We start from the raw sequence: 14860 nt of genomic DNA on the forward strand, positions 1-14860 counted from the left end.
GCGTTGCGTTTGCTTCGAATACTGCGGATAATTCGAATAGCGGAAGGAGGGAGAGAGCGATGAGTTCCGCAGCGTTGAGAGCTGTCCAGCCTGACGAGGACGACGTTGTCACCGCCCACACCGCGCTGACCAGGGTGAAGGCGTATCTGCACGACCACCAGGACGACGAGGGCGACGTACGTGTCAGGGGCGAAGAGACCGACGACGTGCTGGTGTTGCCGCGCGGCGCCGTCGAACTTCTGGCCCAGATCCTCGCCTACATGGCCGCTGGTCATGGCGTTTCTGTCGTGCCCGCCGACGCCGAACTGACCACCCAGCAGGCCGCAGACCTGTTGAACGTGTCACGCCCGTACCTGATCGGCCTGCTCGAAGCGGGCGAGATCGAGTTCCGCAAGGTGGGCAAGCACCGCCGGATCAAGGCTGCGTCGCTGGTGGAGTACATGCGCAACGACGACCAGCGGCGGCGGCGAGCCGCAGACGAGTTGTCGGCGCTCACGCAAGAGATGGGCATGGCCTGAGTGAGTTTCGTCGTCTTCTACGGGACCTAATGAAGCGGATCACGGCAGCAAGTCTCGTGCAGGCGAAGTGGACCGATCAGATCCTCGACGGGGTGTTCCGCAGCCTCCGGGAGAACCAACCGAACCTCTCCTGACGAGCAGCCCGCGCACGTGGTCACTGATGATGACGCCGATCCGCGACTGGTTGGCATGGGCTTCGAGCCATTGATCTCCGCGTTGGACCTGCCCGATCCGGACGGCCACCGCGTGCTGCGGCTGGCGGAATCCTTGCGGCAGTGGGACATCGACCCCAAGGACGCGGACGACTTCGTCTGCGACCAGATCGGGCTCGACGCCAAGGTGGTGTGGAGCTGCGTCCAGCAGATCGCGAACTCCTGGCGCACTCCTCCCGGCACGATCGGGGACGTCCTCGCCTCGCTCGAACGCTGTGGCCTGGTGCAGTCAGTGGCCGAACTCCGGGCGCTCTGAACAGTCATCTACCGTGAGGACGTGCGGTTCAAGTTCCTCCTCAAGCCGGGCTGGCTGGCGCTGACCCTGGCCGTCTGGGTGTTCGCGGGTGCCTGCATCTACTTCCTGTCCCCGTGGCAGTTCGGCCGCAACGACGAACGCCAGGCGCAGAACTCCGCCATCACCAAGTCGCTCAAGAGCGACCCGGTCCCGTTCGGCGCGCGGCACGACGAGTGGCAGAAGGTCGAGATCAAGGGCCGCTACCTGCCCGAGCTGGAAGCGCTCGCCCGCCTGCGGACCGTGCAGGGCGAGGCCGCGTTCGAGGTGATCACGCCGTTCCAGACGCAGAACGGCCAGACCATCCTCATCGACCGCGGTTACGTGCGCCCGATCAACGGCATCAAGCCGCCGAACTTCGCCAACCCGCCGACCGGCGAGGTCACCCTCGTCGGGCTGGCCAGGCCGAACGAGTCGAACGCCCAGCCGGCGTTCGAGCAGGACGGCCGCAAGCAGATCTACTCGATCAACAACAACGCGGTCGGCCCGAACATCGAGCCCGGCTACTACCAGCTCATCGAGGACCAGCCGGGCGCGCTCGACACGCTGCCGCTGCCCCGGATCGAGTCCGGGCCGTTCTTCTCCTACGCGCTGCAGTGGATCGCGTTCGGGGTGATGGCGGTCGGCGGCTGGCTGTACTTCACGATTCGCGAGGCACGGCCCGGCGGCGTGCTGCACGAGGACACCAAGAAGAAGCGCAAGAAGTCGATCGCCGAGCTACTTGCGGAAGATGGCGGCGAAAGCGCTGACGAGAGCCGCGGAGAAGCCGACGACGCGGGACAGCTCCACGGCACGCGTCACGTGACCTGAGTCCGGGTTGCGGCCGTGGCCGAGCACCGGGCGTTCCTCGACGCCGTGCGAGTACACGGTCCGGCCGCCCAGCCTGATCTCCAACGCGCCCGCGAACGCCGCCTCTACCTGGCCCGCGTTGGGCGAAGGGTGCGCGGAAGCATCCCGGCGCCACGTCTCCAAGGCCTGGCCGGCAGATCCGCCGACGACCGGCGCGCCACCCACGGTCAGCAACGCCGCCAGGCGCGAGGGCAGCAGGTTCAGCACGTCGTCCAACCGGGCCGCGGCCCAGCCGAAGCGCCGGTACCGGGGCGACTTGTGGCCGACCATCGCGTCCAGGGTGTTGGCCGCGCGGTAGCCGAGAAGGCCGGGCACGCCGAAAGCAGCGCCCCACACCAACGGCGCCACGACGGCGTCTGACGTGTTCTCCGCCACGGACTCCACGGTCGCGCGCGCCAGCCCGAACGTGTCCAGCCGAGCTGCGTCACGGCCGCACAAGTGAGGCAGCCGGGCACGCGCGGCCTCGATGTCGCCGGCGTCCAGCTCACGGCCCATCGAGGTGCCCTCGGTCGCCAGCGAGTTGCCGCCGAGCACCACCCAGGTCGCGAGCGCCGTGGTCACCGTTTGCGCCAGCCAGTGCTTCTTAGCCAACCGCTCAACGGCGACACCAGCGGCCACGGTCCCACCGACCAGCACGGCCGTGTAGGCCACACCAGCGGCCTGCGAGTCGGCGTAAAGACGCTTCTCGAGCGCCGCCGCGGACGTTCCGAATGCCGCTACCGGGTGAAATCGGCGTGGATCACCGAACACCGCGTCCGCCGCCACGCCCAGCAACAACCCCAACGCGCGCCCCGCCGCCACGGCATCCTCCCCAGCTCGAAGTAGGCACGGTAGCGCCGCGTCGCCGGCGCGCGCGCATTAGGGTGGCCGGTCGTGGAGCACAAGCGGCTGAAGCTGTACGCCTATCTGGACGCGCGCGATCACCAGCGCACGTACCTGGCGATCATGCGGCTGTTCACCTCCACGCTGCTCGCGGACCTCAGCGCGGGCGAGGTCGCCGGTGCGCTGGCCGGGCAGGAGCGCGAGGGCAGGGTCGAACAGGGCGAAAGCCGCATCGAGAACGTCATCAACCGCCTCAAGCAGCTGGTCGAGTGGGGCAACCTGGTCCAGGGCCGGCGCGAGGTCGTGGCGGCCAGCATCGCCGAGTTCCAGCACGGCAGCGTGCGCTACCAGGTCTCGAAGCTCGCCGTCCGCGTCCAACGGGACGTCGACGAGCTGCTCCGGGTCCCGGAAGGCGCCCGCGAGGTCTCCCGCGAGCTGCTCCCCGCCATCGAACGCGGCCTCAACGAGCTGGGCGGCAGCCTCTCCGTCGCCCTGCTCAACGAGGGCGACAAGACCAGGGAACTCCTGGCCGAACGCGTCACGACCCTGTTCCTGCAGCACGCCGAGCTCGCGGCGACCGTCCGCGACTTCTACGCCTACCTCGGCCAGGTCGTCACGCGGAACCACCTGGCGCCCGAGGAGATCGCGGGCTTCCGGAACCTGCTGGTCGAGTACATCCAGCGGGTTGTCGAGGACGTGCTGAAGTACACGCCCCCGATCGCGGAAGCCCTGGCCGGATTCACCAGAGCTCGAACGGAACTCCTCCGCCTCCTCGGCACCGACCTCGGCCTCAACGTCGAACGCGCCCGCGGCCGCACCCCCGAGGACTGGCAGGAGCTGACGGACTGGTTCGTCGACCGCCCCGGCCGTCCGAGCCAGGTCACGGCACTGCGAGAAGCAACGGCCCGCGCGATCGGCAGCCTCCTGGCCAGCGTCAAACGGGCGACGTCCGGCGGTGGACTCCTCCCAGGTCGCCGTGCCGAGCTGCTGAAGCTCGCGAGCTGGTTCGACAACTCGACCCGCGAGGAAGCGCACGAGATCTACGCGTCCGCGTTCGGTCTCTACAGCGCCCGCCACCTCTCCCCCGCGCCGGAGCACGACTCCGACAACGAGCGCACGCCGTGGCGCGACGGCCCGGTCTGCGACGTGACGGTCAGCGTGCGGTCCCGGGGCGACCGGGGTGGGCGCGGCAGGCCGTCCCGGATCCTCGACGACCCGATGACCGAGCAGTCGCTGCTCGCGGAGGCCCGTGAGGCGGACGAGGTCCGTGCCCGGCACGTGTCGGAGCTGACCAAGGCCGCCGGAAACCTGGAGAACACCACGCTGACGCACGGCGCGTTGGAGGTCTTCTGCGAGCTGCTGACGCTCGCGATGGCCCAGCGCGACTCGCCGCACGACAGCGGATCGGCCAGCGACCCGGTGCGCGGCCTCAAACTCGAGATCGCCCACGGCACGACGACGCAGATCAAGTCCGCCGCCGGGACGCTCACCCTGCACGACGCGACGGTGGCCCTGAAGCAATGAACCACTTGGACAACCTCTCCGACATCGATGCCGCCAACGTGGTGCGGTGCGCCCGAACGTTGCTGCGCAGGCCTTTGCTGCGGTCCGACGGCCCGGACGGCGAACTGCTCAGCCTCGTCTACCGGCACCGCGTGGTGCTGCAGGACATGTTCGCGGGCCTGCTCGGGTATCGGCTCGTGGTCGAACGCCGGTTCGCGCGCCTGTACAAGTCCGGCCCCGGCCGTGACGACACGCGCGGTGTGCTCACCATGTCCCCGCGCGGTTACGCCTACCTGGCACTCACGCTCGCGGTCCTCACCGGCATCGGCCGCCAGACGCTGCTGTCCCGGCTGGTCGCAGACATCCGGTCCGCCGCGGCCGAGGCGGGCATCGACGCACCGGACGACGTCAGCGAGCGCCGTGCGCTCACCGCGGCCCTGCGCCACCTCGTTTCCCTTGGCGTACTTCAGGAAACCGAGGGTTCGGTCGCGCAGGACGTGCTCCCCCAGGAAGCGTTGATCACGATCGACACCGACCTGCTGGGCCAGCTCGTCACCGGACCGGTCGGGGAGGCCGAGAGCCCTGCTCACCTCATCGAACTGGCTGCCCGCCCCGGCCCGCGCGGTGTCGAGCACGCCGTGCGGCGCAAGCTCGTCGAGACCCCGTTGGTGCTGTACGCGGACCTGCCGGACGACCAGTCCGAGTGGCTGCGGCGCAACCAGCGCAAGGAAACCGCGTTGCTGGAGCAGGCGTTCGGCCTCTACACGGAGTGCCGCGTCGAGGGCGTGCTGGCGGCGGACCCCGAGGACTTCCTGACCGACCTGTCGTTCCCCGGTGTCTCCACGGTCGCGCGCATCACGTTGCTCGCCCTGCCGGACCTGGTCGACGACGAGGCGGAAGACCCGCCTGCACGACACGTCGTGACCACCGAACGGATCCGCGAGGTCTGTGCCCAACTGGTCGAGGACTACCCTGCCGCGTGGTCGAAGCAGTTCACCGACGACCTCGACCGGCTGGTCGCCGAGGTGACGGAGTTGTTGCGCCGCATGGGTCTCGCGGTGCCGCACGAGCAAGGCTGGTCGATCAGCGCTGCCGTGCACCGCTGGCTGCCGTCCCCGGACGGCGACCCGGAACGAGAACAACCGGAACAACCCGTTGTGGTGCCTGAAGTACCGAGCTGGTCCCTGTTCGACGAGGAGAACGTTTCATGAGCAGGTGGCGGCTGCACCGCGGCGGCGTGGTCAACATCTGGCAGTACACAGAGCAGACGTTCGACTTCTCCGGTGGCCGCGCGATCTTCCAGGGCACCAACGGTTCCGGCAAGTCCCGCACGCTGGAGCTGCTGCTGCCGCTGTGCCTGGACGGCGACCTGCGCCAGCTCGGCTCGAAGGGCTTCGACACGGTCAGCATCCGGCGCCTGATGCTGGACGACTACGACGGCGGCCCGAATCGCATCGGCTACGCGTGGGTCGAGCTGATCCGCGAAGCCGCCGACCACTCCGGCAACGAGTACCTGACCTGCGGTCTCGGCGTGAAGGCGTCGAAGACCTCGCAGGCGATCACGGACTCGTGGCGGTTCGTCACGCCCATGCGCGTGGGCACGGAACTGCAGCTCGCGGGCCCGGAACGCGTCCCGCACGGCCCTGCACAGCTCAGGGATCTCATCGGCGCGGACTGCATGTTCGAGGAGCCGGCGTTCCGCGCGAAGATCGCCGATGCCGTCTACGGCGTGCCCGCGGCGCGTTATGGCGACCTGCTGCACCTCCAGCGGACGCTGCGCAACCCGGACGTCGGCCTCAAGGTGCTGGAAGGCCAGCTGGAGCAGATCCTCAGCGACGCGCTGCCGCCGCTGGACCAGGCGATGGTCGAGCAGCTCGCGACGTCGTTCGACGACCTGGAGTCGATCCGCGAGAACATCGTCCGGCTGTCCTCTGCGGACAGTGCTCTCGGCACGTTCCTCAAGACCTACAGCGACTACGCGTTCGGCGGGCTGCGCAGCGCCTCCGAACGGCTGGACGGCGCCGAGAAGTCGGTGACGAAGCTGCAGCGCGAGCAGTCGAAGCTCACCCAGGAGCTGGACGTCACGCGGATGGAGCGCGCGGCGTCCGAGCAGGCACTTGTCGACATGGAGACCGGCGAGCAGCAGGCTGAGGAGACCATCGCCGCGCTCAAGGAACTGCCGGCGTTCCGTGACCTCCAGGACCTCAAGACGCGCGAGAACCTGGTGGCGGAGAAGCGTTCCTCCGCCGTCGCCGCCCTGGAGACGGCCCACCGCCAGCGCGCCCAGGAAGACGCGTCCGTCGACAACGTGCTGCGCCTGCTGCGCCGCCTCGCCGAGGACCTGTCCGCCGCCGACGCGTTGAGCGACCCGTTGCGCGAGAACCTGCGCCTCGCGGGCATGGACTCCGACCTCGCGCCGGACGTGCCGCAGGTCCCGGCCGCCGAGGCGTCGGTGACCACGGATTCCGTGCGCGCCAAGCCGGATCCCGAGGCCGGGCCGCTGCCGATCGAACGGCGCGTGCCGCCCGCCGCCGCGACCGAGGACGTGCTGGCCGCGCTGGCCTCGGTCGTCGACCAGACCTCCGGCATCGCTTCCCTCGCCCGCCAACGGGGTGCGCTGGCGATGTCGCTGCACGAGCAGGCGATCCAGCTCGACGCGCAGCAGCGCGAGGTGGAGTCGTTGCGGCAGAAGGCCCGCGACGCCCAGCTCGGCGCGACCGAGTCCACCTCCCTGCGCAACCAGGAGATGCAGGAGCTCGCCGAGGTCGTGCAGACCTGGCTCGAGCAGGTCGAGGTGTGGACGTCGAGCGGCCCGCTGCTCGACGAACGGCCCTCGGAAGCCCTGAGGTTGCCCCAGACCGCCGATCCCGCCGCCGCGAAGGCGCTGAGCGCGACGGCCCGCGAGTGGGTCGGACCGTTGGTGCAGGCCGCTCGCGACGCGGCGCACGCGTTCACGCAGCAGCGCACCGACCTGCGCGCCCGGCTGGACACGCTGGACGAGGAGCTCGTCGGGCTGCGCTCGGGCGACGAGCGGATGCCGCTGCCGGGCCAGTACACGTCGGCCGCCCGGAACACGGCTGCCGGCGCGCCTTTCTACCGGCTCGTGGACTTCTCGCCGGCGCTGAACGAGGACGAGCGGGCGGGCCTGGAGGCGGCCCTGCAGGCGAGCGGCCTGCTGGACGCCTGGGTGACCCCGCAGGACAGCGACCTGAACGACGTCCTGGCCGTCCCCAGGCCCGCGGTCGGCGGACGCTCGCTGGCGGACTACCTGGTGCCGGCCGTCGAAGGCTCGCCGGTGCCGGAATCACTCGTCGCCGACCTGCTCCGCGCGGTGTCGCTGGACGACATGACCACCACCGGCGACTGGCGCACGGGCGTGCTGACCGGTCGCTGGACCAAGCCCGAAGCCGAGTTCATCGGTGCGGGCGCACGGGAAGCCGCCCGTGGCCGCCGAATCACCGCCCTGGAAGAAGAACTCGCCGACCTGCGCGCCCAACTCGGCACCGCGGAAGACGAACTGGCCCGGGCCCACGAGCACGTCGCCACCTGGGAAGCGCACGTCGCGGCCTTCCCCGGCGACGGCGAGCTGATCGCCAAGCACAGCCGCGTCCAGTCGGCCGAGGAGTCGGCGGCCCGGTCCCAGCAGCGCACGTTCGAGCTGCGGGATGCCCTGGAGAACGCCAACTCACGGTGGGAAGCCGCACGCTCGGAGCTGACCCGCCAGGCTGGCGACGCCGGTCTGCCCTCGGACTCCGAAGCGCTGCGCCAGGCCCAGGCAGCGGCGTCAGAAGCCCAGCGGACGGCCGACCTGCTCGGCGACGCGGTCCGGAGGCGTTGCCAGGGCACGATTTCCGACCTCACCGACGCCTCACACCGTTACCACGAGGCCGTCGCGGACCGGCAGACCGCGGAAGCCGACGCCGACAGCCGGTGCGTCGACTACGCGGCCCAGGCGGGCACACTGGCCGAGCTGACCGACGCGGTCGGCGGCGAGGCCAAGGAGATCAGCGAACAGCTCACGCAGCTGGAGAAGTCGCGCAAGAAGATGCGCGAGGACCTCAAGGGCGTCCGCGAGAGCATCACGACCGCGCGCGAGCAGGCGGCGAAGCTGGAAGCGTTGCTGGAGACCAACTCCACGCAGGTCGCCGACGCCGCCGAAGCCCGCGACCGGGCCGCCGCCAACTTCACCGCCACCGTTCGCGCGCCCGGCCTGATCGCGGCCGCGTTCCCGGACAACGACGGTTCCGGTGACGAGGCCTCGGTGCGCGCCCTGATCGCGGAAACCGGCGACCGCCGCGGCGGCACCGAGGCCACCGTGATCGCCAAGCTCCAGGCCCTCCAGACCTCACTGGCGGGCAGCCACGACATCGCCGCCGAGCAGCACGCGGGCCTGCTGACCGTGACGGTGACCGGCGAGGAGGGCGCGAAGCCCGTCGCCGTCGCCGCCCGCCAGGTCACCACGAAACTGGCCGAGCAGCGCGGGTTCCTCGACGAGCAGTACCAGGGCATCTTCGCCGACTACCTGATCCGCGACCTGGCCGAGTGGCTGCGCGGCCAGATCACCGTCGCCGAGGACCTCACCAAGCGCATGAACGAGGTGCTCGGCCAGGCCCGTTCCAGCCAGGGCGTGCACGTCAAGCTGGCCTGGAAGTCGTCCAGCGCGCTCGACGACCAGACCAGGCAAGCGCTTGCGCTGGTCCGCCTCCCGTTCGGCGAACGCACGCCCGAACAGGACGCCACCCTGCGCCGCGTCTTCACCGAACGCATCGAGAACGAACGCGACACGCACTCCGGTGGCTACGCCGAGATCCTTTCGCGCGCCCTCGACTACCGCACGTGGCACCAGTTCACCGTCACCGTCGCCGACACGGGTCCCGACGGCAACCCGCGCGAACGACGACTGCGCCAGCTCTCGTCCGGCGAGACCCGCCTGATCTCGTACGTGACGCTGTTCGCCGCCGCCGCGAGCTTCTACGACGCGGTGAGCGACGAGTTCGACCCGCTGCGCCTGGTGCTGCTCGACGAGGCCTTCGAACGCCTCGACGACCCGACCATCGCGCGCATGCTGGGCCTGCTGGTCGACCTGGACATGGACTGGGTGATCACCTGGCCGAGCGGCTGGGGCGTGTCCGACAAGATCCCGCGCATGCACATCTTCGACGTCCTGCGCCCCAAGAACGGCCGCGGCGTCGCGTGCACGCAAACCACGTGGGACGGCGCGGCGCTGGACCGGGTGGATCCTTAGCGCTCGGCGCCGGTTCCGCGCCCTGGTCGGCCGTGGGCGCGGACCGGCAGCGGGTCAGCCGAGGATGTGGTCAGCCAGGTGCACGGCGCGCGTGATCCTGGTGATCCGGTCGGCCGAGACGTCCCACGTGGTGCCCACCGGCTCCAGCGTCAGCACGACCATGATCTTGCGGTCGTTCCGCCCGTAGGTGCCGGTGGTGTGCATTGCCGGACGCGTCAGGTCGACATCGGCGGCCGCGCGCAGGCCCAGGTTCTCCGGACCGTCCTTGGCGACACCGGGGTAGGTCTTCTGCGGCTTCCGCGACTCGACACACGGCGCGGGCGGCGTGTCACCGAACCGCGACCACCCCTGCTTGTAGGCCACCTCGCCATGAACGACGCTAGGCAGGCCGAACGACTGGTCGAAGCCGTCGGTCGCGCACTTCGTCGCCTGGTGCAGGTTGCCCATGATGAAATCACGGAACTTCGGGTGTGCCTCGTCGAGCACATAACGGTAGATCTTGACGACGTCCGACGCGCTGAGCGCCGTGTAGCCCCAGAAACCGACGTTGACCGGCGGTGCGGTGTCCTCGAGCCCCAGCTTCACGATCATGCGTTCGACGATCTTCTCCCAGCCCTCCAGGACCCAGAGCTCCGAAGCCGCGTAGTCGTCGCTCGATCTCAGCATCGGCACCAGCCGTGCCAGGTCGGCCGGCGGGATCTCGGCGTCAGGGCCGCGCTTCTCCAGGTAGTCGAGCGCGATGAGGATCTTGACGACCGACGCCGAACGGAACTGCTTGTGTTCGCCCCAGGCGATCGTGGTGCGCCCGGTCCTGCGGTCGAACACGGCGAACGCTGCCTCGGCGTCCGAGGCGATCTCGGCGATCTCGGCCCGAGGGTCGGCATTCGCGGGCACGGGCGCCAGGAAGGTTGCCGCGACCGCCGCTGCTACGCCGGCGGCGAGTAGTCGAATTTTCTGCATATCCCCCACACGCTGATCATGCCACTGAGGATGCCCCTGCCCACGAAGATCACAAAAATGACCGCCCATCTTGCATTCGTGACCGATGCGCATGCACACCTACGACGTGCTGCGGCCCTAGAACGGCACCTCTGTGGCCAACGCGGCGGTTCCCCTGCCGGACAGCGCGCGGCAGAATTCCACTGCGTCGAACTCCAGCGCCGTCCCGTCCGAGCCCCAGGTACTACCCGCCGGTCCGGTGAGCGTCAGCCGGAACAGCCTGCCGTGCCGCTGCGCCCACTCGCGGACCACGTCGTCGACGAGCACACCGTCGTGGTCCGCGGTCAGCACGAGCGGGGCTCCGGTGGCGTCGGCGATGTCGACGCGGTGCATCCACGGGTCGCGGGTCATGATCACGTCGGAGAGGAACCCGAGTGTCCACGTCTCGTCACTACCGTTGACCTGCTGCGCCTGCCCCATCTTCTGCCTGCGCACGAACCACGGCATGCGGCGGCGTCCCTTCACCGCGCGTGGAGCCACCTCGGCGAAGCGGGCGGAGATGGCGTTCGGTGACATGTCCGCGCGCTCGGCCACCTGAAGATCGGTCAGCGCGTCGATGAACACCCCGCCGCGTTTCTCGGCCGCCTTGACCTGGCGCATGCTCTCGCGAATGGACGCGGACATCTCCGCCATGCCGAGCATGTGCGCGGCCATGGCCCGCACGTCCCAGGCGGGGCAGCTGGTGGGCCTGGCCCAGTCCTGCGGCGACAGTCCTTCGAGCAGGGCGACGACCCGTTCGTACTCGGTCGCGGCGAGCCTCATCGCGGTGTCGCGATCGAGCGCGGGCGTGCGGGGTCTGCTGGCGAGTGCGGAAGTCATGATCTTCTCCTCAACGGTGGTCCTGGCAGGCCGAGCTCGTCGGCGAACATGTCGACCACGCGAGGCAGCTGACGGAGCCAACGGTCGCCACCGGGCTCGTTCGCGAGCTGCCGGTCGAGCAGGCCGCCGCCGAGAGCCAGGAAGAGGTCGACGTCGGCGCTGTCGGTAATGCCGAGCCCGCGGAACATGTCGTGCAGCAGGCCCATCACCTCGACCGACGGGGCGTAGGAAGCATCGGAGGGCACGAAGCCCGGGATGGAGAGCTGGTTCATCAGCTGGTAGCGCGCCACATCGGCGAGCGAGAAGCGGAAGAAGTGCTCGGCCATCGCCAGAATCGCCTCGCGCGGCGCCTCCGGCTGACGGGCGAGGTTCTCCCGCATCTCGGCCAGGAACAGGGTCCAGGCCTGGCCGAACATCGCGTCGTAGATCGCGTTCTTCGAGTCGAAGTGCGAGTACAGCGACGGCGAGCGCATCCCGATCATGGCCGCGACCTCGCGCAACGTGACAGCGGCCAGCCCATCGCGGCGGGCGATCTCCCACGCGGCGTCGACGATCTCCCGCCGCGTGGCCTCACGCCGTTCGGCTTGCCTATCACGATTAGGCAGAACGCTCATAGTTAGGCAGAGTCCGCTCCGCCACGTCCGATGTCAAGACCCTGAGCGGCTATGTTGGCGAGGTGATCGAGTACGACCGCCCCGAGCTCGCCGAGTTCTGGCGCCTCGCCCGCGAGACGATGGAGGGCGGCGGCCGCTCGGCCTTCAGCTTCCGCGTCGAGGACGCGCCCACCGCCGCCGTCCTCGGCGAGTTGCTGCGCAAGCCGATCGCGCACCCGGCCCGCCGCCAGATCTCGCTGGCACGCCTGGACGAACACATCCGCGCCCACGGCAGCACGTTGCCCGAGGTCCTGGAATCCGTGCACGGCAAGCCCATCGGCATGTCCACCACCGAAGAAGCCCCGACCGCGGACGCCGTGCTCAAGTTCGCCCTGCGCGAGCATGGTCTGCTGCACGCGCCTTGGGCCGCCGAGTGGATCGAGCACGTCCGCAGGTACGGCAAGATCCCGCAGCCCGCGCTGCCGATGATCGCCAACCAGGCCGCGCAGATCCTCGCGCGCCTGACCCCCGAACCCCGCCAGTGGACGACCCGCTTCGCCTTGGCGGGCAACGACCTCGACGACGGCCGCCCGCTCACCCGCGTCCTGCACAAGGCACTCACCCTGGCGGGCACCGACTGGGAGCGTTCCGGCGTCCTGCCTGACGCCTACAGCAACCCGGTCCTGACCTCCCAGGGCTACCTGACGCTGAACGACACCCTCGAAGCCGCGGACATCACCGTCGTCCGCAGCCCGCGCCTGCTCGAATCCGGCGTGCCCGGCCCGTTGATGGTGCTCCCGACCGGCCTCACCTCACAGGCCAAGCATCACCTCAACGGCAAAACCGTCCGCTGCCACAACGACTTCACGCCCGACGGCATCCGCCGCACGAACGAGGTCCTCGCCTGGACCGGCGGCACGCCGTGGCGCATGTCAGCCGCCGACTACCGCGAAGCCGTGGCCACCCTGATCGCCCGAGGCGTGGAACTCCCCACCCTCAACACTCGCCCGGAAACCGCGACCTGGGACCCGGACCTGGCCGACACCATGGCCACCACGGGCCTGATGGTCACCGAGGAGCACGTGCTGCCGTCACTCCTCTGACGGCGCGAACCTCTTCACGTCCCACCGCCCGTGCCCCTCCATCAGCTTGCGCCCGATCCGGCGCAGGTCAGCGAGGTCGCGGTCGTTCAGCAACCCGGTGAACTCCTCGGCCACCGACGCCCGATAGACCCGAGCCGTGGTCCCCACGCACGCCTCGTCCCCCGCAGCCGTGAGCACCGCGAACACCTGCCGCCGGTTGTCAGCGGGCTGCTCCCGCACCACCCACCCGCGCTTCACCAGCCGCTCGATCAGCCGCGTGACCCCGGACGGACTCACGTCCAGCAACTCGGCGAGCTCCAGCATCTTCAACCGCCCACCGTTGTGGTGCAGCTGGTACAGCGCCACGTGCTCCAGCAACGAGCACCCGGCCTCCGCCTCCATCCGCTGCCCCATCGCGGCCTTCACCGCGTCGACGCCCTGCTGCACGTACAACCACGAGTAGATCGGCTCCGTCACCACCCCATCCTAAATCAGGTTTGACACCGCGACATTTCCACAGTCAAATGTTGAGCATGAAAGCTTCAACCGACGTCACCGTGGTGGGTGCCGGCCCGGTGGGCCTCCTCCTGGCCTGCGAACTGGCCCTGCAAGGCGTCCGCACCACCGTCCTGGAACGCCTGACCACCCAGGCCGACACCATCAAGGCCCACATGATCAGCGGCCGCACCTTCGACATGCTGTCCATGCGTGGCCTGGGCCCCGCCATCACCGCGGCCAGCGAAGCCGAAACCTCCCGCCTGGCCTGGTACCGCCGCAGCACGGGCCACTTCGCCGGACTGTTCAAACTGGACGGTCAAGACCTGGTCATGCTCAGCCAGCAATCTCTAGAACGCGTCCTCGAAGCCCGCGCACTGGAACTCGGCGCAACCATCCGCCGCGGCGTCGACGTCACCACCCTGGACCTCGACTCCACCTACATCGTCGGCTGCGACGGCGGCCGCAGCACCGTCCGCAAACTCGCCGGCATCGACTTCCCCGGCACCGGCCCCAGCCTCACGGGCTACCAGGCGATCGTCGACCTGGACGGCGAACTGGACCGCGGCTGGAACCACACGCCCACCGGCGTCTACGCCTCCGGCCCGCTCCAGGGCCGCATCATGATGATCGAGTACTCCGGCCCGCCCCCAACCCGCGAACCCACCCGCGAGATCCTAGAAGCCTCGCTCCGCCGGGTCAGCGGCCGCGACGTCCGCATCACCGCCGTGCACACCGCCACGACCTGGACCGACAACACCCGCCAGGCCACCACCTACCGCAAGAACAACGTCCTGCTGGCAGGCGACGCCGCCCACGTCCACTCCCCGTTCGGCGGCCAGGGCCTCAACCTGGGCCTCCAGGACGCCCTGAACCTGGGCTGGAAACTAGCCACCGGCGACTCAACCCTCATAGACACCTACACCACCGAACGCCACCCGGTAGCCGACCGCGTCCTGCGCAACACCATGGCCCAGGTAGCCCTCACCCGCCCCGACCCCCAGGCCCGCGAGCTCTACAGCCTCTTCAGCGATCTACTGGACCTGCCAGAGGTCAAACGCCACATCTCCGCCATGGTCCAGGCCACCGACATCCGCTACGACACAGCCTGCAACCACCCACTGGCAGGCACCTTCGCCCCCGGCCTGGACCTGTCCGACGGCAAGGGCACCAGCATCCCGCTGAACGGCCAAACCGCCACCGTCCGCCCAGACGGCTACATCTCCGAAGTCACCTAAAAATCGCGGTAACCGGCCAATCAAGCGAAGCCGAAGGCAAGCAGTCCCGATGGCGAAGCCGAGGCGTCCTTACGCTTGAAACGGGAGGTTCCGGTGGGTGGTCCCGTCACGAGTCGTGCCTCAGCACTCGCTGCAACCAGGCAGGGGTGGGGAATCGACACGCCGTTTGTGGGGGTTTGAACCCCCCCAAGGT

General features: G+C 69.4%; 13 protein-coding genes. 8 read left to right on the plus strand and 5 right to left on the minus strand.

All coding sequences use genetic code 11. The annotated features are described in order from the left end of the window. Window positions 1–59 precede the first annotated feature (59 nt). The 3 genes from ACWGE0_RS26505 to ACWGE0_RS26515 all read left to right on the plus strand — a co-directional run bounded on the left by ACWGE0_RS26505 (window position 60) and on the right by ACWGE0_RS26515 (window position 1832). The gene (locus ACWGE0_RS26505; RefSeq protein ID WP_452263596.1) at window positions 60–518 is read left to right on the plus strand and encodes a helix-turn-helix domain-containing protein; all 459 of its coding nucleotides are present in this window, start codon (window positions 60–62) and stop codon (window positions 516–518) included. 189 nt (window positions 519–707) lie between these two features. Continuing rightward, on the plus strand, window positions 708–986 hold the full coding sequence (locus tag ACWGE0_RS26510; protein ID WP_452263597.1) for a hypothetical protein: 279 nt from the start codon (window positions 708–710) through the stop codon (window positions 984–986). A gap of 21 nt (window positions 987–1007) precedes the next feature. Then, window positions 1008–1832: an SURF1 family cytochrome oxidase biogenesis protein gene (locus ACWGE0_RS26515; RefSeq protein ID WP_452263598.1), complete on the plus strand. Its 825-nt coding sequence runs from the start codon at window positions 1008–1010 to the stop codon at window positions 1830–1832. On the opposite strand, the gene ACWGE0_RS26520 is transcribed toward ACWGE0_RS26515, so the two are convergent. After that, window positions 1740–2672 carry a cobalamin biosynthesis protein gene (locus ACWGE0_RS26520; RefSeq protein WP_452263599.1) on the minus strand — a complete coding sequence of 311 codons (933 nt, stop codon included), beginning with the start codon at window positions 2670–2672 and terminating at the stop codon, window positions 1740–1742. The two genes, ACWGE0_RS26515 and ACWGE0_RS26520, sit on opposite strands and share 93 nt — an antisense overlap. A gap of 72 nt (window positions 2673–2744) precedes the next feature. Between ACWGE0_RS26520 and ACWGE0_RS26525 the strand changes: the two genes are divergently transcribed. From ACWGE0_RS26525 to ACWGE0_RS26535, 3 genes are read left to right on the plus strand one after another with little or no spacing between them, the layout of a single operon-like run. Next, window positions 2745–4217, plus strand: a complete 1473-nt coding sequence (locus tag ACWGE0_RS26525) for a DUF2397 domain-containing protein (protein ID WP_452263600.1) — start codon at window positions 2745–2747, stop codon at window positions 4215–4217. After that, a complete protein-coding gene (locus tag ACWGE0_RS26530; RefSeq protein ID WP_452263601.1) occupies window positions 4214–5407 on the plus strand; it encodes a TIGR02678 family protein in 1194 nt (397 codons plus the stop codon). The genes ACWGE0_RS26525 and ACWGE0_RS26530 overlap by 4 nt, the downstream gene beginning before the upstream one ends. After that, on the plus strand, window positions 5404–9441 hold the full coding sequence (locus tag ACWGE0_RS26535; RefSeq protein ID WP_452263602.1) for a TIGR02680 family protein: 4038 nt from the start codon (window positions 5404–5406) through the stop codon (window positions 9439–9441). The genes ACWGE0_RS26530 and ACWGE0_RS26535 overlap by 4 nt, the downstream gene beginning before the upstream one ends. Window positions 9442–9495: 54 nt before the next feature. Here the strand turns inward: ACWGE0_RS26535 and ACWGE0_RS26540 are convergent, their stop codons facing one another. The 3 genes from ACWGE0_RS26540 to ACWGE0_RS26550 form a co-directional block, all read right to left on the minus strand. Then, window positions 9496–10401 carry a hypothetical protein gene (locus ACWGE0_RS26540; RefSeq protein ID WP_452263603.1) on the minus strand — a complete coding sequence of 302 codons (906 nt, stop codon included), beginning with the start codon at window positions 10399–10401 and terminating at the stop codon, window positions 9496–9498. A gap of 117 nt (window positions 10402–10518) precedes the next feature. Next, window positions 10519–11259, minus strand: coding sequence for a maleylpyruvate isomerase family mycothiol-dependent enzyme (locus tag ACWGE0_RS26545; RefSeq protein ID WP_452263604.1), 741 nt, complete (start codon window positions 11257–11259; stop codon window positions 10519–10521). Then, window positions 11256–11873, minus strand: coding sequence for a TetR/AcrR family transcriptional regulator (locus ACWGE0_RS26550; RefSeq protein ID WP_452263605.1), 618 nt, complete (start codon window positions 11871–11873; stop codon window positions 11256–11258). Before ACWGE0_RS26550 ends, ACWGE0_RS26545 begins: the two co-directional genes overlap by 4 nt. 62 nt (window positions 11874–11935) lie before the next feature. Here ACWGE0_RS26550 and ACWGE0_RS26555 point away from each other — a divergent pair, with 62 nt between their 5' ends. Then, window positions 11936–12955, plus strand: a complete 1020-nt coding sequence (locus ACWGE0_RS26555; RefSeq protein ID WP_452263606.1) for a DUF2399 domain-containing protein — start codon at window positions 11936–11938, stop codon at window positions 12953–12955. On the opposite strand, the gene ACWGE0_RS26560 is transcribed toward ACWGE0_RS26555, so the two are convergent. After that, window positions 12944–13411 carry a MarR family winged helix-turn-helix transcriptional regulator gene (locus ACWGE0_RS26560; RefSeq protein ID WP_452263607.1) on the minus strand — a complete coding sequence of 156 codons (468 nt, stop codon included), beginning with the start codon at window positions 13409–13411 and terminating at the stop codon, window positions 12944–12946. The two genes, ACWGE0_RS26555 and ACWGE0_RS26560, sit on opposite strands and share 12 nt — an antisense overlap. A 56-nt stretch (window positions 13412–13467) precedes the next feature. Between ACWGE0_RS26560 and ACWGE0_RS26565 the strand changes: the two genes are divergently transcribed. Beyond that, the gene (locus ACWGE0_RS26565) at window positions 13468–14667 is read left to right on the plus strand and encodes an FAD-dependent monooxygenase (RefSeq protein ID WP_452263608.1); all 1200 of its coding nucleotides are present in this window, start codon (window positions 13468–13470) and stop codon (window positions 14665–14667) included. Window positions 14668–14860 lie beyond the last annotated feature (193 nt).

It is taken from the genome of Lentzea sp. NPDC054927 (genome assembly GCF_053610285.1).

Coding starts and splice junctions, on each gene's coding strand:
- ACWGE0_RS26505 (WP_452263596.1), top strand. CDS start 60: ATGAGTTCCGCAGCGTTGAGAGCTGTCCAGCCTGACGAGGACGACGTT.
- ACWGE0_RS26510 (WP_452263597.1), top strand. CDS start 708: ATGGGCTTCGAGCCATTGATCTCCGCGTTGGACCTGCCCGATCCGGAC.
- ACWGE0_RS26530 (WP_452263601.1), top strand. CDS start 4,214: ATGAACCACTTGGACAACCTCTCCGACATCGATGCCGCCAACGTGGTG.
- ACWGE0_RS26535 (WP_452263602.1), top strand. CDS start 5,404: ATGAGCAGGTGGCGGCTGCACCGCGGCGGCGTGGTCAACATCTGGCAG.
- ACWGE0_RS26540 (WP_452263603.1), bottom strand. CDS start 10,401: ATGCAGAAAATTCGACTACTCGCCGCCGGCGTAGCAGCGGCGGTCGCG.
- ACWGE0_RS26545 (WP_452263604.1), bottom strand. CDS start 11,259: ATGACTTCCGCACTCGCCAGCAGACCCCGCACGCCCGCGCTCGATCGC.
- ACWGE0_RS26550 (WP_452263605.1), bottom strand. CDS start 11,873: ATGAGCGTTCTGCCTAATCGTGATAGGCAAGCCGAACGGCGTGAGGCC.
- ACWGE0_RS26565 (WP_452263608.1), top strand. CDS start 13,468: ATGAAAGCTTCAACCGACGTCACCGTGGTGGGTGCCGGCCCGGTGGGC.